This is a genomic window from Gluconacetobacter johannae (assembly GCF_014174305.1).
Classification (GTDB): domain Bacteria; phylum Pseudomonadota; class Alphaproteobacteria; order Acetobacterales; family Acetobacteraceae; genus Gluconacetobacter; species Gluconacetobacter johannae.
This window is the reverse complement of sequence record NZ_JABEQH010000016.1, coordinates 75,891-100,218: the sequence shown is the minus strand read 5'-3', so window position 1 is coordinate 100,218 and position 24,328 is coordinate 75,891. Positions and strand designations below refer to the sequence as shown.

The following is a 24,328-nucleotide window of genomic DNA, read 5'->3' as shown; positions in this document are numbered from 1 at the left end:
AAATCAGTCCTTTGTCGCACGCAGCGACACGGAATGCATAAGACAAGCCTGTTTGAAAATGTGGGCTGGCGAGCGAGAGCGGAACGCAGTGAAGCGCCCGGCGTGTGTTTTCGAACACCGAAACGGAGCGGCCTTGTCGGCCGTGAGCATCGAAGCGCAGGAAACGCGCGTCGGATCGCCGCCAGCGCGCATTTTCAAACAGGCTCTGACACCTGACGGGCCTGTGCGCCAGTTTGATCTGCCAGCGGAGGCGATAGACCGCCAGGACCTCGTCGGCCGGACAGTCTTCCTTCGGCAGCGAGGTCGCCAGGACAACATATTGCGCCGCGATCAGGCTCTGGGGCGCTGCTCTGAAACCCGCCAAAGGCCACAGGCCTTTGGAAACCAATCCGTTATCCATGATCGGGGTCCAGGGCCTCAGGCCCTGGTGGGTTCGGGCAACGCCCGACCTCCTTCGCCCACAGCGAAGGAAGAAGCGTTACTTTCACGTCTATGGGGCCGAGGCCCTTGCCGGGTTCGGGCAGCGCCCTGAAACCCGCCCATCCGTCTATTCCCCGACGGGCGCGCAGGACGGCTGGACTGGCTCCCCCGCCATCACGGCCCTGGTGAAGGCCGCCGAATCCGGAACGGACGCCATCACCGTCTCGGAATGGTCCAGCCCCTTGTAGAGATGCGCCTGGACGATCGTTCCGGCCCGACAGGCATCCTTCACCAGCAGAAGCTGCCCGTCCGGCGCAACGTCCCGGTCCTTTGCGCCCGTGCCGACGAAAAGCGGCGTCTTCAGCTTCAATGTCGGGAACGCCATGGCGCGGAAACTCGGCGCCAGGGCCGTTCCCACCCCCGGCGCGAAGGCATTGGCCTGTGTCAGACGGTCCGCCTTGACCCTGTCGAACAGGTCGGGAAAACAGACCGAGGACGCCGCATGGAACGCCTTCATCGCCCTGGGGGTGAAGGCCGCCGACGCATCGAAGGACGGGTCCAGGCCGGCTTTCGCAGCGCCCATCAGCAGGGCATAGGCCACCACGGGGTCGTCCTTGGGCGCCTTCTTCCCCGCCCCGCGCGCGCCGTCCGTCAGGGCCTTCGCGATCTGCGGGGTCATGTAGGGAATGCCGGTGGCCACCGTGCCGCGAATATCCAGCGCGGGCGCATACTCCGGCGCGTAGGCGGTGGCCGCGAAGGCGGCGCCCGCCCCCTGCGACTGGCCGACGATCATGATCCGGTTCCGCAGGTCGGGCAGTCCGGACAGCGCGGCGCGGATGCCGTCGAGCACGCTGTAGGCCTCGGCCCGCGCGTTCAGATAGGGGTGGGTGCCATCGCTGCCCAGCCCCTGGTAGTCGGTGGCGACGATCGCAAAGCCCCGATGCAGCCATTCGGCCAGATAGGCCTTGTCGCGCGCCGAATGCGGATTGCGCGACGGCGCGCAGATATCGGCAATGCCCACCGTGCCATGCGCCCACGCCACGATCGGCCACCCGCCCGCCGGCGCGGGGCCGGCGGGATAGATCACCTCGCCCGTGACCGGCACAAGGCCCGATCCGGTCACGCCATCGGTCGAGAGATAGCCGATCGTCAGGGCCTTCCCCGCGCCCGGCACGCTGTCGGCCGCCGCAAGCGGGGCCTGCGCGGTCAGGCTGCCGGCCGCCGCGACAGGGTGCACGATGGGGGCCGGGGCAGGAGACGCCGCCTGCTGGCATGCGGCCAGGGCGGGCATCAGCGCGCCGATCATCAGGGCAGGCAGTCGGTTCATCAGGGACGCTCCGTCGGTCGGGAAGAAAGGATCAGGGCTTGCGGAACTTCAGCACGGCCTGGTCGGTATGGCCGCGAATCGACGGGTCGAAGACGGTAAGGCTGTGCGTGTCCTGCGGATTGGCCAGCAGCCTGCTCTCGCCCTCGAAATGAAACCCGGCGGCCTCGACCTGCCGGCGGATGAGGGCCGGGTCGATACGATGCAGCTTGCGGACGTCGTCCGGGCTCATGCCCGGATTGGCCACATGGTCCACCACCATGAAAATGCCGCCCCGGCGCAGCGCCGCGAACACCGCCTTGTCCAGCGCCAGCGCCGCATCGGCCCCGCCACCGTAATAGACGTCGTGATAATTCTGCGATGTCCAGGCCAGATCGAGCGGTTTGGGAATGCTGATCGCATCCAGCGGCTGGACCAGCGCCGTGACATTGCCAAAGGCGGCATCGGCGGCGATCGCCTTGACCGCATCCGCCGCGTCCGGCTTCTTCGCCACGCGTTCGGCCGGGACGACGGCCCACACATGGCCGTCCGCACCGACGACATTGCTGAAGATCCGCGTGAAATAACCCTTGCCGGGCATGATGTCCGCGACATTCATCCCGCGCCGGAGGCCGGCGAAGGCCAGCAGGCCGGCAGGCTTGCGGTTGGCGTCCGCCGCACGGTCGGCCTCGGGCCGGTCGCGGTTGCCCAGCGCCGCGGCGATGCCCACGCTCGTGCCGCGCCGCGACAGGGACAAGGCCGACTGCGCGGAAGCCGGCACCACCCCGGCGCCAAGCGCCGCGACAACAGCAAAAATGACGAAAGATCTACGAGCGGCCATGCGACCCACCTCCATGCGCGACGTGACCCGCAGCCTAACAGGAATTGCCGTTTCGGAAAGACAGGGCAGAGCCGGGACCAGCCAGCCCCAAAATCATGAACAAAAATATAATATCCTGAACTATAACTGTACTGCCCGGCCCAGCCCGCCCCATCGGGTCATTACTTGATGCGCCAAGGCCGCGCGTCCACGATCGCGGTCCAGGGCCGCCGGCCCCTGACCGCGCCGCCGTGTGATCTCAAGCCGTTTTACGGGTCTGCGGCCCGGGTGCCTGGACCCCTGCCCCCATGGCCGGGTCGGTACGCCCGGCCCGCCCGGTCTCGATCCGTCCGGCGAACTGGTAAAGCAGCCCCTCTTCGTCCGGACTGGTGAGCGAGACATCGTACCACATCATGCTCCGCGCCAGATTGAACGACGTTTCGACTGTACGGCCGGGCGCCACACGCATGACCTGCGTTACGTCGTGCCCCGCCAACGTACATGCCACATCCGCAGGCTTCGATCCGTGGTTCGTTACCCGCACGACCAGGTCCTTTCCCGGACCGCGCAGATAGGTGCAAGCCGCCTGCAGGCGCAGGCCGCCCTGCACGCCTTTGTAACGACGGTAGAAACCGTTAGGCGCATGAACGGCCACGTCATACAGGCCATTGGAAAAGCCTGAGGCGGCGAAAGAGGTTTCCAGCGTGTCGCCCGCCGCCACGACATAGGTGCCGGCCTGCATGCCGCCATCGGATTCCACACCATGACGATAGATATTGAACGGCAGGCCCGCCGCCCGTGCGCCGAACCGCCCCTTGCCGGCGCTCAGACGAATGACAGCCTGCTCTCCATCCGCCGACACGCCGCCGTCGCAATAGGGTTCATAGGGCAGGGCACAGGCGGGACGGGTACCGGCCTCCTGCCCGATCGTCTCGCGCACTTTCCCCGGATTGTCGCGCAAGGCTGCAACCTCCGTTGCGTCCAGCGCACGGAAACCTCCCGGCAGCGGCCGGTCGCGCGCATCCTCGACGGTCCGCAGATAGGCGTCGCGCTCCAGGAAAGGCAGAGCAGGAATGCTGCCATCGTAAGGACGGAAGCAGGATGTCAGGTCCCCGCTGATGGCGCGACGCCAGGGCGAGATGTTGCTTTCGGTAATGCTCTTGCCGAACTTGCCCTGAACGAAAGCCTCAAGAAAACGCAGCGTGGACGTATGCTCGAACAGTTGGGAATTGACCCACCCCCCACGGCTCCACGGGGAGGCTATGACCATCGGCACGCGAAACCCCAGCCCGATCGGCCCGCTGCGGGCCAGGCGCTCGGGCACCCCGCGATTTATTTCATCCTGCGCGGTCGTGTATTCCAGCCCGTCCGCCGGGATGCTGTGCGACGAATACCCGGTTTCCGGCCGCTCGGGGTCGGGCGCCGCGTAGGAACAGCAATGGTCGAAATAACCGTCATTTTCATCATAGGTCATGATGAAGATCGTCTTTTTCCAGACCTCGGGATTTTCGGTCAGGATGTCCATGATCTCCGAAACATACCACGCGCCATACCACGGCGACGTCGGATGGTCCGAGAAATGCTCGGGTGCGGCCAGCCATGACACCGTCGGCAGCTTGCCCGTCTTCACGTCCTGACGAAACTGATAAAGGACGTCGCCCCCGGGCGCGTCCATGTGAACGGTCTTTTCGCCATCATGAAACGTCAGTTTCTCGAGCTTGCGATAATTCTCGTCGCCGCTATTGATGACGAACGCCTTCTCGAACAACGCGCGTTCCTGCGGCGTGAGTTTTTCCGCCGAATGCCCGGCCGCCGCACGGCGTCGCGTCAGGACGGCCAGCAGGTCGCGCGCTTCGGCAAGTTGTTCGGCATGCGTCTCGGAGACGAGCATTTCCTGGCGATTCAGACGGTCGATATGGCCCTGGCAATCGCTGATCCGCTCTTCGAGCCACGCGCCGAAACCGGGATTGGCCGTGACGCAATACTGATCGAAACACTCAAGGACATTACAGCCGAAATTGGACAGCCATGCACGTTCCGGCCCGCTCATGCCGCCGGTTTGCGAAAGTTCGTTCTGATAGAATTTCCACGAAACGCCGGCCTGCTCCAGACGCTCGGGAAAGGTGGTCCAGCTCATGCCGCCTTCGAGGATCTCGCCATTCCGCATGTAGACGTTGGACGCCCGATCCTGCCGGTCGCGCACGGTGCCGGACCAGAACAGCAGACGGTTGGGCGTCGTGCTGGTCATCGCACCGCAGTAGTTCTGGTCGCAAACGGTAAAGGCGTCGGCCAGCGCGTAGTAAAAGGGCAGGTCATCGCGCGTGTAATGGCCCATGGTCAGCGGATAGCGGGCGTAATCCTTGTGATGCGACGTCTTGGCGTCGATCCACCTGTCATGCCCGCCGTTGTTCCAGGCATCGACCTGGCTGTCGCGGGAGTGCGGAATCGACCCCATCCATGTCACGCGCGTGTCGCGGATATTCAGCCGCCAGGGCAGATAGGTCTCGCCGGACTGGCTGCTCTGGGCAAAAACCGGATTGCCGTTGGGCAACCGAATCGTGCGCGGATCGTTAAATCCGCGCACGCCTTGAAGAGTACCGAACACATGATCGAACGAGCGATTTTCCTGCATCAGGATCACGACATGTTCGGCATCCAGCCAGGTGGAACCCACCTTGGGCGCGATCGCGAACGCCCGACCGATGGAGGCGGGTAGCTTCGATGCCGAACCGACGGCGCCGGACAAAAGGGCATATTTCAGGAAATCTCTACGTGTCGTCATCGTCCGCTCGCGAAAGGATGTGTTAGGCTGAAAAGCCTGATGGAACCATGCTTGCATGGCAAGTATTCGGCTTTAACGCGCAACAACGCAATGCCACGGTGGACGGAGAGGGTTCCGGAACCCTCCCCCTCCTCTGGTTTCCGTCAGAAATCGGCGGAAAGAGTGCCCATGACCACAAACGGGGACCCGATGACATAGGTCGGCTGGGAACCCGAGAAGGCCTTTCCGCTGACAACGCCCCTTTGGGTCGTGGCGTTGGTCGTATATCCATACATCGAGGATAGGTAATGCTCGTCACCCATATTGACAAGATTCAGCCTGATCTTCGGGGCAATTCGTCCAATCTTCGGCAGGGTGCGGCCGACAGCGACATTGGCCGTGAAGTAGCTTGGAATGCTTTGATCGTTCATGAGAGTCGAGTATTGGGATCCGGTGTATTGCAGGGTGAAATTCCCGAACCATGTGCCATCGTTGTAGGTCAGGCCAAGTGAACCGGAGAATTTCGGCGCGCCGACCTCCTGCTTTCCCTTTGTTGCCATATAATCGCCTTCATAGGCAATATTGTTACCATTTTTGGTATGCATATACTGGCCGGATGCATAGAAGCTCACATGGTGCCAGGGATGCGTGGCAATCTCGGTCTGAATGCCATAAGCTTCCAGCCCGCCCGCATTTATCAACTGCGATATCGTCGACGTCGATCCGGGCTCGTAGCTTTCGGCAGAGATTTGGTGGTTCGTCACGTTGTAATGGAAGCCCGCCAGGTTAGCCATCAAAAGGCCACTGTAGCGATAGCCGACTTCCTCAGTTATCATATATTCCGGCTTGTAGTCCGACATGGGCAATGACGTGGCCTTGCCGGTCGAATAGCTGTACGAGGCGAGCTGTGAACTCAACCCGGCCGGAAGATGATAACCGGTCGTCCCGTTGACGTAGATCTGGTGATTCGGATTGAAACGATAGCTGATAAGGACCTGGGGCGAAGGGACGAATACATTGTGAATGGACTTGCTCGCCGAGACGTTCGTCAGGTCCTGGGTATACTGACGGTTCACCATCGCCATTCTGATGCCGCCGTCAATTGTCAGACGGTCATGCAGAAATGACATTTTGTCGTCGACAGCAAAACTGTTCAGCTGCTGCACGGCGTTTTCATTATCTTCGTTTATGAGTATCCCCCCGTTCGCCGTCAGGGGCGTGCTGGAATTCCAGTTTCCCGCGCCATTGACAGGATAGAATTTCTGGCTGGCCGCTTCCTGCGCGTAAGAATACCAATAAGAGAAGTTCAACGTATTGAACTTATGCTTCCAATGACCAACAAGCGTCAGGCCGGATGATAACGTATACCAGTCCGAAACTTCGACAGCGGTCAATTTGCTGCTCGCGGGATTATATCCCGGAAGATTCTGGTAGTCGTCCAGATATTTGTATTTCTCCGCACCGACATAGCCATTCTTAACGGGAACGCTTTCTCCGTAATAATAAGGACCATGGAATTCAACGGAATAGGCTTCGGCATCAAGGCTCAAGCCATGACCAAAGCTGAAATGATTTTTCAGTGCACCATAGACCGCCCCGGTGTTTTTGCCGTTCAGGCCGACATAGTGCGTATCTCCGGCATAGTACTGGTTGTTCAGGCCGTAGTTGATGCCATACGTTTTCCAGTTCGCCAGTGAGGGATACAGCCATTCGGCCTGGGCGGCCTGCGTAAAGCCGAAGATCACTTCCGACTCATTGCCCCGCGACCAGTTCTTCGTCAGCGCCGCGTCCACATGCCATCTTCTTATATCGCCGACCCCTCTCCACATATCGCTACGGGAATAGGATCCGGAAACAAAGGCATGGACGCCCGAATGCCCGATTTCTCCGGTATCGTACCGGATAAAGTCCTTGTTGGTCCCATATGACCCGCCGGACGCCGAGGCGTATATCCTCTGTTTTTCGGACGGCCGGCGTATCGAGGTCGAAATTTCGGCGCCGGTGGCATTGTAGGTCGGCGAATTGATATCAACCGACCCCTGCAGGACGTTGATTTGCCCTATATTCTCGCTATCGACGAGTGATGGGGTATAGGTGCTGTATGTAAACGGATTGGCGGCCGGCATGCCTTCCAGCGTGACGCCGATTTCCGCCTGCGCCATGCCGCGGATATGCAGGGTGGAGAAGGATGTCGTCAACGGGCCTTCGCTCGCGGACACGACACCAGGAAGCGTTTGTATCAGCGATTCGATCGTGGAGGTCGGCGACTGCATGGCGATAAAATCGCTGGCGACCGAGCTGACCGTTTTGGGAACCGAATGCCGCACCATCATTCCCCCGCCCGCCTCGTTCCGGTGGGCGGTTACGGCGATCTCTTCGTCGAGGGATTTCGTCTTGTTTCTCTGACGTTTCGATGCGGCTGGAGCAGCCTTTTTTGCTCCAACCTGCTTATTGTTGGATTTTTCTTTAGCTATTGCCATAGTGTCGTACGCGAACAGACAGACGGCACTCAGCAGTAAAACTTCTTTTATTTTCACGGTGACGTTCCAAAAATGACGCGCAATGCGCGGCCATCTAATCGAATTCTTTAATCATTTATACTATGTCAAAAAAACTTCATTTAACTTTCCGTAAATATTCGTATGTTGCGGGTAGACAGAATTAGAGGTTGAATTCCACTACACGCCACCCCTGGACATGGCGGAAATTTTTCACTGTGAGCCCAGACGATTGACGAAACCGGAAAATTTCATGCCAAACGCCATGCATGGTTCACAAGGAACTTAAAGACTATTTTCATGCGCCCCATGAGACGTCCCGGTAAATTATTCCGATACCAAAACGACTAAGCTGTGGCGATCGGCGCCTGGTCCGTTTTCATCGCGGACTGATCGAGAACGGATGGGATCGGATGGGATGCAGGGGCCGAGGCCCCGTGCCGGGTTCGGGCGCAACCCGCGCTTAATGCGCCCCGCTGCCCGCAAAGGGAAAGACCACCCGTGTCAGCGCCTGCGGGCGGGCGGCAAGCAGCGTCCCGCCGGGCGCCGTTCCGTTCTGCCGCAGCAGGAAGGCGACCAGCGACGCCGTGTCGTCGGCGGACAGCGTGCCCGGCGCCATCTGCGGCATGGCCCGCCGGATGTAGCCAAAAAGATCGGACAGCGGCGCCCCGGCCCAGTTCATGACGAAGCGCCCGGTCAGCGGCGGCACGTCGAAGGCGCCGCCCAGGCTGGCGCCGTGGCACATGGCGCAGGCGCCCTGGTACAGCGCCGCCCCCCGGTCGGCCTGCTCCGCCGTATAGGACGGACGCGCGGCGGCAGGACGCGCCATGGCGGGCGCGGCCGAGGCGGCAAGCAGCAGGCATGCGGCAAGCAGACGGGTCATTCGGGTCAGCCTCGCCATGCCTGGGACCGGGAGAACAGATCGGCGAACACGCCGACGGCACGTTCCGCCTCCGCACGGTCCGGATGCTCGAAACTGTTGCCCACGCCGGCCATTTCGCCAAGCCGGTCCAGGTCGTAGCCCTGGATCATGACGCCGTCCGACTTCGCGATCATCGCAGCCCCCCGGTAGTCGAGTCCATAATGCAGCGTCGGATCGGGCGGCAGCCACGCCGTCTGGCCGCGCACCGGGATCACGCTGTCGTCGTTCCACCAGTCCCGCGCCGCATAGCCCGGACAATTGATGACGGTTTTCTCCGGCAGCGCGCCCAGGTCGGCCGGCGTATGGAATTCGCGGACCACCATGCGCCCGCCGGCCTGATGGAATTCTTCGAGCAGCAGATGCCCGTAAGCGCCGAAATTATAGATCATCAGCGGCGCATGGCGGGCCCAGGCCACGCCGAAGGGATTGGTCCCGTCGGCCAGCGCGGTTTCGGCGGGAATGATGTCGCGAATACGCGCGCCATATTGCGCGAACTCGGCACTCTGCTGCGGCCTGCCGGTGGTGGTATAGGTCGGCTTCGCGAGGTCCGGCCCCTGCTCCTGTTCGGGCGGCGCGTCGGCCATGACATAAGAGTCCACGAATTCGATCGGATTGCCGGGCAGGCCGAGATAATCGCGATAGGTCGCCCAGGAATAGCGCGCCATCTGCTCCCACAGGTCGGCGAAGGCCGGGCCGGCCTGCGCGGTCAGCGCAATACGCGAATCCGGCGTCCAGCTTCCGTTCGCGCGGACCGACCGCGTGTGCGGCAACAGGTCGCGCGCATAGATCGTCACGTCGAAACCCGCGCGCAGGGCCGTCAGCGCCGAGGTCAGCCCGATGATGCCGCAGCCGATCACCGCAATCCGCCGGTCCGGCATCGCCGCCGCCTTGCCCACGGCAATGTTCGCCGACCCCCAGGACAAGGACCAGCCCGAGCCGCCATGGCCGTAATTGTGAATGACGGTCTTGCCGGCGACATGTTCCACATCCAGGCGCGGTCCGGCGGCCCGGAAGGGACGCAGGCAGACCTTGATCGCCGTGATCTGGTCCGCCCGCGGCCGGAACGGCGCCAGACGGGAACCGGGGCCCGTATCCGAAACCCCGGCCACCCCCGTGACCGCGCCGGCCGGACCGACCAGAGCGCGCACCGCCGGAGCCCCCAGTGCGCCAAGCGCAATCCCGCCCGCGAATATTTGCCTGCGTCTCATGGCGTCCCGCACCGGCTCCCGTGTCTTCGATCAGGCCAGATAGACACCACCGGAACCGCTGTAAAGAGAGAACGCCGCCCCACAGTATCGGCCTTCCCGCTTTCAGCGGTGATATTTTCGGAACGGGCGCGACGGGGCGTCCTGTCGGGCCGAATATCAAACTCGATTTACGGCACGGGATTTTTTTTCGATCCCCGACGCCGACGTTATCCTTCCGCAACATTACGATCCGCCGGCAGGCCTCGGCCCCTTGACCCCCGGCCCCGGATCAACAGATTGGTTTCCAAAGGCCGATGGCCTTTGGCGGGTTTCAGGGCAGCACCCTGAGGCATGCCCCCCCCGATTCCAAGAGGTCCTGCCCCATGCTCTATTTCATCAGCCTGTTCTGTTCGCCCCTGGGGCTGCTGCTGGCGGGTCGTCCGTTCCAGGCAGTGCTGAACGGGCTGGTCTGGTTCGCCTCGCTGGTCGGCCTGTTCTTCATGGTGGTGCCGGGCGTGCTGCTGTGGGCCATCGGCGTCGCCCACGCCTTCGCGGTCATCAACGCCCGCGCCGCCGACCGCCGCGCCGACCAACTGGCCCGGACCCTGCGCCAGCGCTGAGAACCTGTTTGAAAATACGCGCCGGCGGCGATCCGACGCGCGTTTCCTGCGCCTCGGTGCTCGAAAACACACGCCGGGCGCTTCACTGCGTTCCGCTCTCGCGCGCCAGCCCACATTTTCAAACAGGCTCTGAACGGCGCGATCACGAACCCTCGCCGTCGCACAGGCGTGATCGCCGTCCGCCGCGCCGCCATGCCATCATCGCGCCGATATATTGCGCCGACCCAGGCCGGATGACGGCCTGGCCGGACGACACGGGGGCCGGTCATGATCGACCATGTCTCGATCGCGGTGACGCACATCCCACGCGCCCGCGCCTTCTACGACCGGGTCCTGGCGACGCTGGGCCTGGCCTGCACCGCGGGCGACGAGACATCCTATGCCGGCTATGGGCTGGAAGGCGACGCGCCGTTCTTCTGGCTGGTCTTGCACGACGCCCCGGTGGGCCGCACCCATGTCGCCTTCACGGCCGACAGCCAGGCGATGGTGCAGGATTTCCATCTGTCCGCGCTGGCGGCAGGCGCCCGCGACCACGGCCCGCCCGGCCTGCGCCCCGCCTACGGGCCCGATTATTACGCCGCCTACATCCTCGACCCCGACGGTCACAATATCGAGGCCGTCTGCCGCACCTCCGGCGACATCCCCTGACCGCCGCCCGAAACGGATCCCGCCGGGCCGCCCCCGCGCCAGAGAGGCTGCCGGAAAATGATATTGAGTGATTTCCGTCATTTGTGGTTCATCTGGTTTACGACAATCGACCCGATGAACATCGGTCGCCCATATTCGACGCCTGCTCCGCTCCATCGCCCGCAAACTTCTCCAGAGCGCTTTACGGCCCGCAATGCATGCAATAGCCTTATAAACACAAAAACGAGCTTTATTTATGCATCAGCCGTGTAATCGCCCCGTGTCGGCTACCATTTCCTGACATTCCTGGAGCGCTTTTTGCACGATAAGTAGAGAAATCGGGCTACCTTGTTAGATAGGGAGGAAAAACCAAGGGAATGCCAATAACGGCATCGGGGGAAATGACCTACAATGCCTGGGCCTTGAGCCAGGAGATAGGTTATCTGATTAGCAACACATCGAAACCGACGGCGGAAACGGCCTCGGATACGACTGTGACGAAAACCTCCGGGGACGGATCAACGCTGTCGGTCAGTCTTTCCACCTCGACAAAGGAATATGACCGCTACGGACCCGCCGTGATGGTGGCTGTGGGCGGCGGATGGGTCGGCGCCGCCAACGAAATGGTCGACGGAGAGGACACGGGGTACGGACCAGACGCCATATCGGGCAATTATCGGCAGCAGGTCGACGTCTCCACGATGTCCCTGTCCGCTCTTTATACGGCTGCGGGACAATCGGCCGATGGAGAATCGGACACGGAGACCGCGAGCTTGCTCGCGCAATTCATCCCGCAGTCGAGCGGTTCACAGGGCCCGGTCGCATGGGCCGAAAAGCCCGATGGAACAATCGAATTCGCAACCTTTTCCAGTTCGTTCACGCCCTCCGGAAGCAAAGGGGCCACCGAGTCGCCGTCTGGAGGCGACGGATCGGGCAGCATCGTCGCTTCGACCACGTCCGCCTTTGATCCGGTTTCCGCGAAGCGGACCGATGAAAGGAACCTGATCGACCAATTGTTCCAGATTTCGGATAATCAAGACAACTCTGGCAATAAAAATAACTCTGGCATTGCCTGAAAGAGGGTGATGAGCGCCGGGAACGGGGCTCGTTCCCGGCCGAGGAAGCCAATTGATGGAGCCCCGCGACGACGCAGACGCCTCACCCGCGATGTCGAGGCGCCTCTTTCCGCGTCAGAAGCATGGACATCTGTCGCTCAGATTCGACGGCTGTTCCGCTCCATCGCACGCAGGCCTCTCAGAGCGCCTTAGGAGCCAAACCCTCAGCGCCGGCGGACGCGGCGCAGGCGCGCGCGATGGGCGGCGTGAATCTGGGCGGGGGTGCGGGTGGCGGGGTCCCGACGTTCGGCCTCGGCGGCCGACACGGCGGGCGTCGGCTCGGCCGGGACGGAGACGACAGCCCGGGGCGGCGCGTCGGACGGGCCGTCCCTCTTGATGGTCTGTGCCGGCATCGTCTGTCTCCGGTTCCGGATCGTCCAACACACCCACGCGCCGTGCGTGCGGTTTGATCCGTGTCATAGTGTAACGCATGGAGCCACCTTGCGGTAAGAAGCTTTTTTGTCAGGCTGGGCATACTCCCGCGTCATGCCATCCCGGCCCTGGCCGCCAACTCCATCGGAACCGCACGCCCGCCCTCACGTTTCCATGGAACGGAACTGCCCCTATCGCCCCTCGGGGCGCGCCTCGAACCACGAGGACAAGGCCCATGATCGTTCCCCTGCAAATCACCTTCAAGGGCCTGGAGCCCTCCCCTGCGCTGGAAGCCCGCATCCGCGCCCGCGCCGCGCGCCTCGACCGGTTCGAGGACGACATCGTGGGATGCCACGTCACCATCGCCGCCCTGCACCGCCATCAGCACCGGGGCTACCTGTATTCGGCCACCATCGAAATCTTCGCCCCGGGCGGCACCATCGCGGTCTCGCACGACAACCCGCGCGACCCGGCCCATGCCGATCCGTACGTCGCGGTGCGCGACGCCTTCGACGCCGCCATCCGCCGGCTCGAAGACCATGTCCGCACCCGCGGCGACCGGGCCGCGTCCCGCCCGTCGCCGCTGTCGCGCGGGCGGATCACCCTGCTGGACGCGGCGGCGGGCAGCGGCGTCATCGCGACCGACGACGGGCAGGACGTCACCTTCGACCGCGCCAGCGTCGCGGGCGACGCCTTCGACCGCCTGCGGGTGGGCAGCAAGGTCCGCCTGGCCCCCGCCGGGGATTCCGACGGCCTGCGCGCCGGCATGGTCTATCTGCTCGACACGCCTCATCCCGCCCAGTGACGCCCCATGCGCGGACGGCTTCGCTCTAACCTTCGCGCTCGGGGTGCGCGCCCTCCATCCGCGCCTGCCGCAGATACAGCATCAGCGGCAGGCCGAACGACACCCCCACCAGCAGGGTCGCCGCATAGACCGGCCACACCCGCGCCAGCCGCCCTTCCCTGCGCTCCACCCCCGCGAAGCGGAACAGCACGATCGCGGACACCACCACATCCGCCGCACAGAACAGGCTGATGCGGTTCGCCGCCAGGTCGCGCAGGAACCGCCCGCCGCCCAGCCCGTGGTCCAGCAGCCAGGGCAGGAAGAACGCATAGGGCACGATCACCCCCGGCACGCACAGGCCCAGGTACAGATGCCGTATTTTCATTGATGCCCCCTCGCCCTTTCAGAACAGATGCACCCACGACGACGCCGGCCTGTTCCGCCGCATCCGGGCGAAGCCCAGGCACAGCCGCCGCAGCGGCCACAGCCCGGCCAGCCAGACCAGCACCCCCACGCCGTACTGCGTGCCCATCGGGAAAAACACGGCGCCGATCACGGCGAACAGCCACAGATGCGCCAGGTAGAACGGCAGCGGCGCCCGCCCGAACCCGGCGCAGAACCGCCCGAGCCACCCCGGATGCGACAGGGCGCGGAACAGGCACAGGTTGCCCCCCAGCATCGCCAGCACGAACACCGGCGCGGGCGGGTATTTCACCAGATTGAAGAATTCCCGCCACGACCCGTCGCGCGGCGGGCGCAGGTTGCCGAACGTGCCATGCCAGCGCAGCAGGATGGCCGCCAGCAGGCAGGCGACGCCGATCCACGCCACCGCCCGCAGCGTCGCCGCCCGCCACCCGGCCAGGCACTGGCCGAACATGTGCCCCAGCAGGGCCACCCCCAGCCAGGGCAGCACCGGATATTCGACATACAGCCCGCCCGTCTGCCCCGCCACCAGCGCCAGCCGCGCCGGCATCCCCACCGGCTGGCCCGCGTCATCGGGCAGGAACAGCGACGGCGACAGCACGCACAGCCCCGCCAGCACCAGCATCGCCGGCAGCACCATCGCCGCGCGTCGCCGCACCAGGGGCCGCGCCAGGGGCTGCATCGGCGCCAGCACCATCGTGCAGATCCCCAGCGTGGTCAGCACCGTGACCGGCAGGCCGATCGCCGGCCCCGCGCCGGGCCAGCCGCCGGGATGCGCGCCCGTCCGGTCGCCATGGATGCCCACCACCCACGCCGGCACCTCGACGACCCAGCTCAGCAGCACCAGGACCAGCCCGCGCAGCGCCACATGCCCCGCCAGCCGCCGGCCGGGCCAGTCCGCCCGGCGGCCGGCCAGCAGCGCGACCCCCGCGCCCATCCAGAAGAAGAAGCCCGGCGCGCACAGGTCGGACAGCAGCCGGAACCCAAGTTGCAGCAGGTCGGCCGCGCCGGCGCCGTACCGCGTCCACGCCCCGGCCCAGAATTCGACCGAATGGCGGCGCACCACCAGCGCGTTCACATGATCCGTCGCCATGACCAGCATGATCGCCCCGCGTGCGGCGTCGATGCTTTCGATGCGGTCTGGCCGGCTCATGCCCCCTCGCCCGCCGGCGGCAGCAGGTCGAAAAACGCATCGACCACGCCGGTCAGGCGCTCGGCCTCGTCGGTCGCGGCCAGTTCCAGCGTCGCGCCGCGCAGCAGCGCGATGGTCATCCCGCCCAGCAGCCGCGCCCGCTCGGGCGACGCGCCGGCGTTGCGAAAGCGCAGGCTGATGGTCTCCAGCCAGAAGTGCGCGGTGCGCCGCGCGTAATCGCCGAACCGCCGCGGGTCGCGCGTGGCGATGGCGTACATCTCGTAAAACAGCCGCAGCGTCGGGCGCATCTCCGGGCTGGCCAGATGCCGCCACAGCGCCCGATAGATCGCGCGCGGGTCGCCATGCGTGGGCAGGCGGGCCTCGATCTCGCGCGCCCCGGCCTCGCGCATCGTGTCGAACACGGTGCACAGCAACTGCTCGCGCGATCCGAAATGATACAGGATCGTCCGGTGGCTGGTCCCGATCGCCGCCGCCAGCGGCCGCAGCGAAAACGCCGCCACCCCGTTTTCGCGGACATAGGCGATGATTTTTTCCAGCAGCCGGGGCCGCAGGTCGGGGTCGGCGGGCCGGGCCATCGCGATGCCTCCATTCATGAACCGATCGGTTCATAAATAAACCGACCCGGCCGCGCCGTCCAGCCGCCCTGCCGGGATTGCACATTCCGCCATGAGACGAATAATTGATCCTGCAACGAAGGAGAGCGGGAATGGATGTACGCAGGGTGCTGGGCGGCATGGCGCTGGCGGCGGGCCTGGGCGCGGGGGCGGCGCAGCCCGCCCTGGCCTGGGGGGGCAACGGGCATGCGATCGTCGCCGACATCGCCGAGGCCCGCCTGACCCCGGCCGCCGCCCGGCAGGTCGCCGACCTGCTGGCCCTGGAAGGGCACCAGACGCTGGACCAGGTGGCGTCGTGGCCCGACACCATCGGCCATATCCCGCACGACAAGGGCGGCGCGCCGGAAACGCTGCCCTGGCATTACGTCGATATCGACGTCGATACCCCGGCGTACGCCGCCGCCGACTGCCCGGACCGCAACTGCGTGGTCGAGCGCCTGCCCGAACTGGCCCGCGTGCTGGGCGACACGCACGCCCCGCGCGCGAAACGCCTGGCCGCCCTGAAATGGGTGGTGCATCTGGTGGGCGACATCCACCAGCCGCTGCACGCCGCCGAACGCGACCACGACAAGGGCGGCAACATGGTCAAGGTCAGCTATTACGGCGACACGCGGAACGGGCATCTCAACCTCCATTCCCTGTGGGACGAAGGGATACTGGAGCATGAAACCGGCCTGACGACCGGGCCGCATTATTCCATCGACCTGGCCCGCGCCCGGCACGAGGCCGAGGTGCTGAACGCCGCGATCACCCCCGGACAGGCGGCGGCCTGGTCGCCGCAGGGCCTGCCCGGCGCGCTGGACGCCACCGTCACCGCCTGGGCGAACGAAAGCCACGCCCTGGCGCGCAACGTGACGTACGCCGACCTGCCGAAGACGGGCGACGCGCTGGGCGATGCCTACGACAAGGCGGCGTGGCCGGTGATCCAGGTCCGTCTGGAACAGGCGGGCGTCCGGCTGGCGGACGTGCTGAACGTGGCCCTGCCGCTGCCTGCCGCGACGCTGGTCCAGCCGCGCTGAGCCGAAGGCAAGGGCGTTGCCCTTGACCCACCAAAGGGCCGAGCCCTTTGGAAACCCAGGACTTTTAAAACGAACGGGATGCAAGGGCCTTGGCCCTTGCCGGGTTCGGGCAGCGCCCGACCTTCCCTGTCCCCCACCGCACGAAAGGTATCGCGCATGCTTCGGACCAGCCTTGCCGCCCTGCTGCTGGCCTCGGCCTGCCTTGCGACCCCGGCCTCCGCCGCCGACAAGCCCGCCGAGGCATCCAAAGCCGAGGACGGCCAGGCCGGCCTGCTGCCCGCCGATTCCATCACCCGGCATCGCTTCACCAGCGGCGGCCGCACCATCGCCTACACCGCCCATGCCGGCACGCTGAGCCTGCGCGACGACGACGGCAAGCCGGGGGCCAAGGTCTTCTACGTCGCCTACACGCAGGACGACGCCGCAGCACAGGGCCGGCCGGTGTCGTTCTTCTTCAACGGCGGGCCGGGCGCGGGCACGGCCTACCTCAATCTGGGCGCGGCGGGGCCACGCGTCCTGCAATTTCCCGCGGACCAGCCCGCCGACGGCGCGGCGGCCCGCCTGGCGGACAATCCCGACAGTTGGCTTCCGGCCACCGACATGGTGTTCATCGACGCGGTCGGCACCGGCTACAGCCGCCCGATCGACCCGCACAAGGCGGCCGCCGCCTATTACGGCGTGACCCGGGACGGCGCGGCCTTTGCCAAGGCCATCGAACTGTGGGTGGGCCAGAACGGGCGGCAGGCGTCGCCGCACTATCTGGTCGGCGAAAGCTATGGCGGCATCCGCGCGATCCAGGTCGCATGGCAGTTGCAGCAACAGCAGAACCTGATCGTCAACGGCATCGTCATGATCTCGCCGGCCATCCAGATGCAGTTCCTGGACAGCGCCAACAACCCGATGGCCTCGGCCATGACCCTGCCCAGCTTCATCGCCGCCCATCTGGACGCGACGCACCAGTTGACGCCGGCGGCCGTGGATGACGCCTATCGCTACGCCTTCGGCCCCTACCTGGCGACGCTGGCCAACGCGCCGCCGCAGGGCGCGGACGCAGGGAAATTCTATGCCGAGGTCGCCCGGCGCACCGGCCTGCCCGAAGCCGTCGTCGCCCGGCAGCGCGGCGCGCTGGACCCGATGTCCCACGACGTACGCAGCCGCGACGGGCGGCTGTACGGGCTGTACGATTTCACGCAATCCATCGCCGATCCCTACCCCGAGGGCATCGACAACAACGACAGTCCGGAAATGACCCTGGCGGGCTTCGGCCGCGCCTACGGCAACGCCTTCGCCGGCTACGCGGCGAACGAACTGGGCTTTCGCACCGAACTGACGTACGACCTGCTGAGCATGGAGGTCAACGGCGCCTGGGGCTGGGGCGACAAGGGATCGCCCATGACCGACCAGGTGGCGCTGCTCCGCAAGCTGCTGGCGCTGGATCCGGGGCTGCATGTCTTCATCGCCAACGGCTATTTCGACATGGCCTGCCCCTTCGGCACCACCCGCTGGACGCGCGACCACATCCCCGTCGGCGCCGAGCGGATCGGCCTGCATCTGTATGCCGGCGGCCACATGCTCTACACCCGCCCCGAAAGCCGCGCCGCCCTGTCGCGCGACATCAACGGTTTCTATACCGCCGCCCCGGCCCCGCGCGTGAAGTAATCCCTTGCAGGCAGGACAGGTCGGGCGTTGCCCGAACCCACCAGGGCCTGAGGCCCTGGACCCCGATCATGTTCGGTGCTCGCGACTACTTTCCGACGGGGAGCGCCTGTCGTGAATGCTGGGGAAGACTCCCAGTCGTTTTATTTGTTATTTTAATAAATAGACGTATTATTGATACAAGATTCGCATATTCACCGTCGTTTCACCTCGCAATATATTAGAATGTGGCAACAATTGGGTTGCCAATGTGATATGCGATGTAAACAATATGGAAATGTCGTCTCGTCTACTGATTGTTCCCACACTTGCTCTCGCGACTGTACTGAGCGCCTGCGCCACGCCCGGCGAGGAAAACCGCGCCGATACTTATACGGCGGACCAGGTCAACGCCCGGCAGGAAGCGCAGGTCATCAATATTCTGGCGGTTCTCCCTGCCCGGGTGCAGGTCGATAATTCGCGCAACCGCAAGAACGCCCAGATCGTCGGCGGCCTGCTCGGCGCCGCCCTGGGGGCCGGCCTCGGCGCGGGCTTCAGCGGAAACCCTGCTGCGGGCGGAACGCTCGCCGGGCTTGGCGGTGCGGGCGCGGGCGTCGCCGGCGGATCGCTGGTCGCCGACAAGGTGCTGGTCGACGGTGTGTCCCTGACCTACGAACAGGCCGGACATACCTTCAATTCCGCCCAGGTCGGGCGCGCATGCGAATATCACCCCGGCAAGGCGGTCATGGTCATGACATCGCCCACCGTGACCCGCGTCCAGCCGAACGCCACCTGCCCGCCGCCCGTCAAAAGCTGAAAGCGAGAAATATGAAAAGGTTGTTTGCTGCAATTTTCATGTCGGGCCTAACAAGCGCGGCATATGGTCAGTCCCTCCAGGACCAGATCAATGCGGTCGATTCGGCGCAGCAGCAGAACGAGGCGGCGGCCCGTGCCGCATGGGAAGCGCAGCAGGCAGCAATCAGCCGGGCACAGGCCCAGCGCGCCGCGGCCGCGCAGGCGTCCGCGCGCGCGGCCGCGGCCGCGCAGCAGCGGCGCGAAGCCGAAGCCATGAACGACAAGCATCGCGACCAGGCCTACGAGGATCAGGAACGCGAAATGAACATCGAGGAGCGGCGGCTCCAGCTCCAGGCCGAGAAAGCCCGCGTCGCGCGCGAAAACGACTTCATCGACCGCGAACTGCACCAGCAGGACGCGAACGCCGACGTCACCAAGTCCCAGGCCGACGCCCTGCGGAATGTGACCTCAGGCGAAAAGACCCTTCTGGAGAAGAAGGGAGAAGCCCTGACGAATGTCTCCTCCGGCGAAAAGACGCTGATGGAGAAACAGGGCGACGCAGCCGTAAAAAAGGAATCGGGCTGGTTCCACTGACAGGTCGGCCGGCGCGGCAGGCTTGGCTTGCCACCGCGCCGGCCAGCGTTGGTTTGTGTTTACGCGGCGTGCTACCGCCCTGCAGCCGCCGGCGACGCGTCGTGATTTGGGCGAGAGCGGATGGTCGGCTTTTGGGAGTGGACGCCGGGAAAGCGGACTTGCGGTTCGACAGTCTCATAGGCGGCTTTGCCCTCACACCGGCCGATCAACCATCGCTTGCGGTTCTTGGCAGCAGACATCGGATTTCCCAAATTCGTAATCGCTTCGCCTCTGGAACCTGCGCCACATTACCTGACTTTGTAACGTTCCATCGTATTCAGTGCGTGCTGATGGTACGCGGCAAGTCCGCAGACCCAGTGCCGTGGATCAAGCAGTGTGCTTGTCAATTGCTTGCCTCTGCCCCTTCCAAAGAGCAGGATGGGACCACCTTGTAACGCGCTGATCCGGTTGCCTGATGTCCTCTCTTTCCGCCCTCCTCGACACGTTCCGTAATGCCGCCGCCACCGAGCGCGAAAAGGGCACCTATTTCGAGGAGCTGACCGTCTGCTATCTGCGGACCGAACCCAGCTACGCCGACCTCTATGACGGCGTGTGGACCTATGGCGACTGGGCCGCCGACCAAGGCCTGAGCGGCAAGGATACCGGGATCGACCTCGTCGCACGGACACGCGGCACGGGCGAGTTTCACGCCATCCAGTGCAAGCTCTACGCCGCCGATCACCGTATCGCCAAGAAGGACATCGACAGCTTCTTCACGGCCTCGGGCAAGAAACACTTCACGCACCGCATCTTCGTCGCCAGCACGAATCACTGGACCGAAAACGCCAAAGCCTCGCTCGGCAACCAGAATCCGCCGGTCAGCAAGATCGAGCTGCTCGATCTCGAAAGTAGCCTGATCGACTGGACGCGCTATCAGCCGAAGATGCCTCCCGCGCTGCGGCCGCGCAAGACGCCGCACCCGCATCAGGAAACCGCCATCAAGCGCGTCCTGCGCGGGTTCGAAACGCAGGAACGCGGGAAGCTCATCATGGCCTGCGGCACCGGCAAGACCTTCACCAGCCTGAAGATCGCCGAAGCACAGGCCGGACGCGGCGGGCGCGTGTTGTTCCTCGTCCCCAGCCTGTCACTGCTGTCCCAGACCCTGACGGAATGGACGCAGGAGAGCCGGATTCCGCTGCACAGTTTCGCCGTCTGCTCGGACAGCGACGTCGGCAAGAAAAGCGCCGATGACGACGAGATCAAGATCAAGACGCACGAGCTGCGCTACCCGGCGACGACCAGCGCCGCGCGGCTGGCGGAGGAGTTCGGCAAACGGCACGACGACAGCCACATGAGCGTCGTCTTTTCCACCTATCACTCGATCGACGTCATCGCCCGCGCGCAAGACGCATACGGGATGCCAGACTTTGATCTCGTAATCTGCGACGAAGCGCACCGGACGACCGGCGTGACGTTCCCCGGTGATGGCGACGGCAGCGCATTCGTCCGCGTTCACGATCAGGATTATCTCCACGCCCGCCGCCGCCTCTACATGACTGCCACGCCGCGCATCTATGGCGACGTGGCGAAAGAGAAGGCCGGAAAGGAAGGCGCACTCGTCTGCTCCATGAATGACGAAGCGATCTATGGCCACGATCTTCACGTTATCACTTTCTCCGAAGCCGTGCGGCGCAAGCTGCTCGTCGATTACAAGGTCATCGTCCTCGCGGTTGAGGAAAAGGCCATCAGCGCGACACTCCAGAAGCTGCTCGATGATTCAGGCAACGGGCTGAAAGTCGACGATGCGGCGAAGATTGTCGGCTGCTGGAAGGCGCTGGCCAAGATCGGACTCTCGCAGGATGGCGTGAACGACCCCGCTCCGATGAAGCGCGCCGTCGCCTTCTGTCAGGTCATTGCGCCCGAGTATCGCGGCAAGAAGCACAAGGTCAGCTCCATCCGCATCGCCGAGATGTTCCAGCAGGTCGTGGAGGAATACCAGAAACAGGAGGATATCGAGCCCCAAGCCCGCCTCACCTGCGAGGCCGAGCATGTGGATGGCGGCATGAACGCCTCCGAGAAGGAAGCAAAGCTCGCCTGGCTCAAGGAAGAGGCTCCCGAGCAGATCTGCCGCATCCTCTCCAATGTTCGCTGCCTATCCGAAGGCGTGGACGTGCCCGCCCTCGACGCGGTCCTCTTCCTGACTCCGCGCAATTCTCAGGTGGATGTCGTGCAGTCAGTCGGTCGCGTGATGCGCGCGGCCCCCGGCAAGACGCGCGGCTATGTCGTACTGCCAGTCGTCATCCCCGCCGGAAAGGAACCGCACGAGGCGCTGGACGACAACCAGACCTACCGCGTCGTCTGGGAGGTGCTTCAGGCCCTGCGCTCGCATGACGACCGCTTCGACGCGATGGTCAACAAAATGGACCTTCAGGAGCGGCCCGATACGTCGCGCATGGAAGTCATCGCGATCACGCACAAGATCACGCAACGGACGCTCGCCTCGTCGACCGGTCTCGCCTCCCGTGCCCGCAAGACGTACGGGATCGGCATGGCACGGCGGCCGGACGGCGACGACGGCCAGGAGGAGCTTCAGCTCCAGATCGGCGAGATCGAACGTGCGATCTATGCCCGTATCGTTAAAAAGGTCGGCAACCGCCATCACTGGGAAGACTGGGCGAACGACATAGCCAAGATCGCGGGCACCCATATCGCCCGCATCGAAACCATCCTCGACAACCCCGAAAACACGAAATCCCGCGAGGCGTTCTCCCGTTTCGCCGCCGAATTGCGCGCCGATCTGAACGACAGCGTCACGGACGGCGAGATCATCGAGATGCTGGCCCAGCATCTCATCACCCGCCCGGTCTTCGAGGCGCTGTTCGCAGGCCACAGCTTCGCCGCCGACAACCCGATCTCCAAAGCACTCAGCCGCGTGCTGGACGTGTTGGACGAGCACAGTCTCGGCAAGGAGACCGACACGCTGGACGCCTTCTATCGCAGCGTCCGCGAGCGGGCCGAGGGGATCGACACCGCCTATGGCCGCCAGAAGATCATGGTGGAGCTCTACGACCGCTTCTTCCGCTCCGCCTTCCCGAAAATGACCGAGCGGCTCGGCATCGTCTATACGCCCGTGGAGGTGGTCGATTTCATCATCCGCTCGGTCAATGACGTGCTGGAGGACGAATTCGGCCAGACGCTCGGCAGTCCCGGCGTGCATATCCTCGACCCGTTCACGGGCACCGGAACCTTCATCACGCGCCTGCTCCAGAGCGGCCTCATCACGAAAGACGAACTGGCGCATAAATACCGTCATGAGATTCACGCCAACGAAATTGTTCTGCTCGCCTATTACATCGCCGCCATCAATATCGAGGCCGCGTATCATGACTTGATGAAGGGCGATTATGTGCCGTTCGAGGGCATCTGCCTGACCGATACGTTCCGGCTCAATGAGGACCACGACCTTGCCTCCCGGCTGCTGGCGGACAACAACGCTCGCGTGCGCCATCAGCAGATGCTCGATATCCGCGTCATCATGGGGAACCCGCCCTATTCGGTCGGGCAGGAAAGCGGCAATGACAACAACCAGAACGTCGAATATCCCGGTTTGGATAAGCGCATCCGCGAGACCTACGCCGCAGGGTCTTCGGCGACCAACCAGCGCGCGCTTTATGACAGCTATATCCGCGCCATCCGCTGGGCCAGCGACCGCATCCGCGATCGCGGCGTCATCGGATTCGTCACCAATGCCGGATTTCTAAACGCCAACACAGCGGACGGTTTGCGGAAATGCTTGGCGGAGGAATTCTCCTCCATCCATGTTTTCCATCTACGAGGCAACCAGCGCACTTCGGGCGAGACCTCGCGCCGTGAGGGCGGCAAGATTTTCGGGACTGGTAGCCGCGCGCCGATCGCCCTCTCCATCCTCGTCAAGAATCCGGAAAGCGCGAAACAGGGTGAGATCCTATTCCACGACATCGGTGATTATCTCACGCGGGAACAGAAACTGGCGCGCGTGACCGAGTTTGGGAGCCTCCGGGGAATCCGGGATGCGGGTCTCTGGACCGAAATCATACCGGACGCGCATGGCGACTGGCTTCGCCAGCGCGACGACAGTTTTGACGCGTTCATCGCCGTGGGGAGCAAGGACGGCGGGAAAGAACCTGTTCTGTTCGAGAATTATTCCGCTGGAGTGAAGACGCAGCGCGACGCTTGGTGTTGGGATCCGTCCCGCGAGGCGGTTGCCCGAAACATGCGGGAGATGATCGGCTTTTATGAGCACGAGCGCGCGCGGTTCGATGCCGCTTTCCCAGATCTCAACCGAAAAGCCCGCGAAACGAAGATTGACGGATTTATTGACAGTGATCCGACAAAAATCAGTTGGAGCCACAATCTCAAACAGGAGTTGGTCCGAGACGCCGCACTGCAATTCGAGGACTGCCTTATCCCAGCGATTTATCGCCCGTTTTCGCGACAGTGGCTGTATTTTAGCCACCGCCTGAATGAGCGCGTCTATCAAATGCCCCGCATTTTCCCCAATGCGCGAGCGCAAAACCGGGTGATTAGTCTTCATGGCCCTGGCGAAGAACGCCAATTTTCCGCACTCATGAGTGAAGCAATCCCTGACCTCCATATGCTGCACGGCGGCCAATGCTTCCCAGAGTATCTTTATGAAGGTGACTCGGGA

General features: G+C 64.0%; 19 protein-coding genes and 1 pseudogene. 9 read left to right on the top strand and 11 right to left on the bottom strand.

Translation table 11 applies throughout. The features are described from left to right. From HLH21_RS12405 to HLH21_RS12375, 7 genes and pseudogenes are all read right to left on the bottom strand, one after another. Positions 1–400, bottom strand: a pseudogene (locus HLH21_RS12405) (hypothetical protein); the annotation flags it as partial. Positions 401–547: 147 nt separating this feature from the next. Next, positions 548–1,726: an alpha/beta hydrolase gene (locus HLH21_RS12400; protein WP_456305463.1), complete on the bottom strand. Its 1,179-nt coding sequence runs from the start codon at positions 1,724–1,726 to the stop codon at positions 548–550. Positions 1,727–1,778: 52 nt separating this feature from the next. Next, a complete protein-coding gene (locus tag HLH21_RS12395; RefSeq protein ID WP_182944059.1) occupies positions 1,779–2,564 on the bottom strand; it encodes a class I SAM-dependent methyltransferase in 786 nt (261 codons plus the stop codon). A 238-nt stretch (positions 2,565–2,802) separates the two neighbouring features. After that, entirely contained in the window at positions 2,803–5,325 is a 2,523-nt protein-coding gene (locus HLH21_RS12390; RefSeq protein ID WP_182944058.1) for a phosphocholine-specific phospholipase C, read from the bottom strand. 143 nt (positions 5,326–5,468) lie between these two features. Then, the gene (locus HLH21_RS12385; protein ID WP_182944071.1) at positions 5,469–7,835 is read right to left on the bottom strand and encodes a TonB-dependent receptor; all 2,367 of its coding nucleotides are present in this window, start codon (positions 7,833–7,835) and stop codon (positions 5,469–5,471) included. 430 nt (positions 7,836–8,265) lie between these two features. Then, positions 8,266–8,685 (bottom strand): c-type cytochrome, encoded by a 420-nt coding sequence (locus HLH21_RS12380; RefSeq protein ID WP_246379678.1) that lies wholly within the window; start codon positions 8,683–8,685, stop codon positions 8,266–8,268. 5 nt (positions 8,686–8,690) lie between these two features. Continuing rightward, the gene (locus HLH21_RS12375) at positions 8,691–9,932 is read right to left on the bottom strand and encodes an FAD-dependent oxidoreductase (RefSeq protein WP_182944056.1); all 1,242 of its coding nucleotides are present in this window, start codon (positions 9,930–9,932) and stop codon (positions 8,691–8,693) included. A 362-nt stretch (positions 9,933–10,294) separates the two neighbouring features. Here HLH21_RS12375 and HLH21_RS12370 point away from each other — a divergent pair, with 362 nt between their 5' ends. The 3 genes from HLH21_RS12370 (at position 10,295) to HLH21_RS12360 (ending at position 12,234) form a co-directional block, all read left to right on the top strand. Then, positions 10,295–10,531: a hypothetical protein gene (locus HLH21_RS12370; protein WP_182944055.1), complete on the top strand. Its 237-nt coding sequence runs from the start codon at positions 10,295–10,297 to the stop codon at positions 10,529–10,531. 267 nt (positions 10,532–10,798) lie between these two features. Beyond that, entirely contained in the window at positions 10,799–11,179 is a 381-nt protein-coding gene (locus tag HLH21_RS12365; RefSeq protein WP_182944054.1) for a VOC family protein, read from the top strand. A gap of 380 nt (positions 11,180–11,559) precedes the next feature. Next, positions 11,560–12,234: a hypothetical protein gene (locus tag HLH21_RS12360; RefSeq protein WP_246379676.1), complete on the top strand. Its 675-nt coding sequence runs from the start codon at positions 11,560–11,562 to the stop codon at positions 12,232–12,234. 203 nt (positions 12,235–12,437) lie between these two features. On the opposite strand, the gene HLH21_RS12355 is transcribed toward HLH21_RS12360, so the two are convergent. Then, positions 12,438–12,626, bottom strand: a complete 189-nt coding sequence (locus HLH21_RS12355; RefSeq protein WP_182944052.1) for a hypothetical protein — start codon at positions 12,624–12,626, stop codon at positions 12,438–12,440. Positions 12,627–12,880: 254 nt separating this feature from the next. Between HLH21_RS12355 and HLH21_RS12350 the strand changes: the two genes are divergently transcribed. Next, the gene (locus HLH21_RS12350; RefSeq protein ID WP_182944051.1) at positions 12,881–13,450 is read left to right on the top strand and encodes an HPF/RaiA family ribosome-associated protein; all 570 of its coding nucleotides are present in this window, start codon (positions 12,881–12,883) and stop codon (positions 13,448–13,450) included. 25 nt (positions 13,451–13,475) lie between these two features. Here HLH21_RS12350 and HLH21_RS12345 read toward each other — a convergent pair whose 3' ends face one another. The 3 genes from HLH21_RS12345 to HLH21_RS12335 are packed head-to-tail and all read right to left on the bottom strand — an operon-like array spanning position 13,476 to position 15,598. Continuing rightward, complete coding sequence (locus HLH21_RS12345; protein ID WP_182944050.1) at positions 13,476–13,814, bottom strand: DUF2834 domain-containing protein; 339 nt, start codon at positions 13,812–13,814, stop codon at positions 13,476–13,478. 18 nt (positions 13,815–13,832) lie between these two features. Continuing rightward, positions 13,833–15,005 carry a heparan-alpha-glucosaminide N-acetyltransferase domain-containing protein gene (locus tag HLH21_RS12340; protein ID WP_182944049.1) on the bottom strand — a complete coding sequence of 391 codons (1,173 nt, stop codon included), beginning with the start codon at positions 15,003–15,005 and terminating at the stop codon, positions 13,833–13,835. After that, complete coding sequence (locus HLH21_RS12335; RefSeq protein WP_246379674.1) at positions 15,002–15,598, bottom strand: TetR/AcrR family transcriptional regulator; 597 nt, start codon at positions 15,596–15,598, stop codon at positions 15,002–15,004. The genes HLH21_RS12340 and HLH21_RS12335 overlap by 4 nt, the downstream gene beginning before the upstream one ends. Before the next feature lie 113 nt (positions 15,599–15,711). On the opposite strand from HLH21_RS12335, the gene HLH21_RS12330 reads away from it, so the two are divergent. From HLH21_RS12330 to HLH21_RS12310, 5 genes are all read left to right on the top strand, one after another. Next, complete coding sequence (locus HLH21_RS12330; RefSeq protein WP_264812035.1) at positions 15,712–16,638, top strand: S1/P1 nuclease; 927 nt, start codon at positions 15,712–15,714, stop codon at positions 16,636–16,638. 156 nt (positions 16,639–16,794) lie between these two features. Then, positions 16,795–18,297 carry a S10 family peptidase gene (locus HLH21_RS12325; RefSeq protein WP_182944048.1) on the top strand — a complete coding sequence of 501 codons (1,503 nt, stop codon included), beginning with the start codon at positions 16,795–16,797 and terminating at the stop codon, positions 18,295–18,297. Positions 18,298–18,571: 274 nt separating this feature from the next. Further along, the gene (locus HLH21_RS12320) at positions 18,572–19,090 is read left to right on the top strand and encodes a hypothetical protein (RefSeq protein WP_182944047.1); all 519 of its coding nucleotides are present in this window, start codon (positions 18,572–18,574) and stop codon (positions 19,088–19,090) included. Next, positions 18,991–19,662, top strand: coding sequence for a DUF5384 family protein (locus HLH21_RS12315; protein WP_182944046.1), 672 nt, complete (start codon positions 18,991–18,993; stop codon positions 19,660–19,662). Before HLH21_RS12320 ends, HLH21_RS12315 begins: the two co-directional genes overlap by 100 nt. A 454-nt stretch (positions 19,663–20,116) precedes the next feature. Then, positions 20,117–24,328, top strand: a 4,212-nt coding sequence (locus tag HLH21_RS12310; RefSeq protein WP_182944045.1) for a DEAD/DEAH box helicase, incomplete at its 3' end; no start/stop codon positions are given.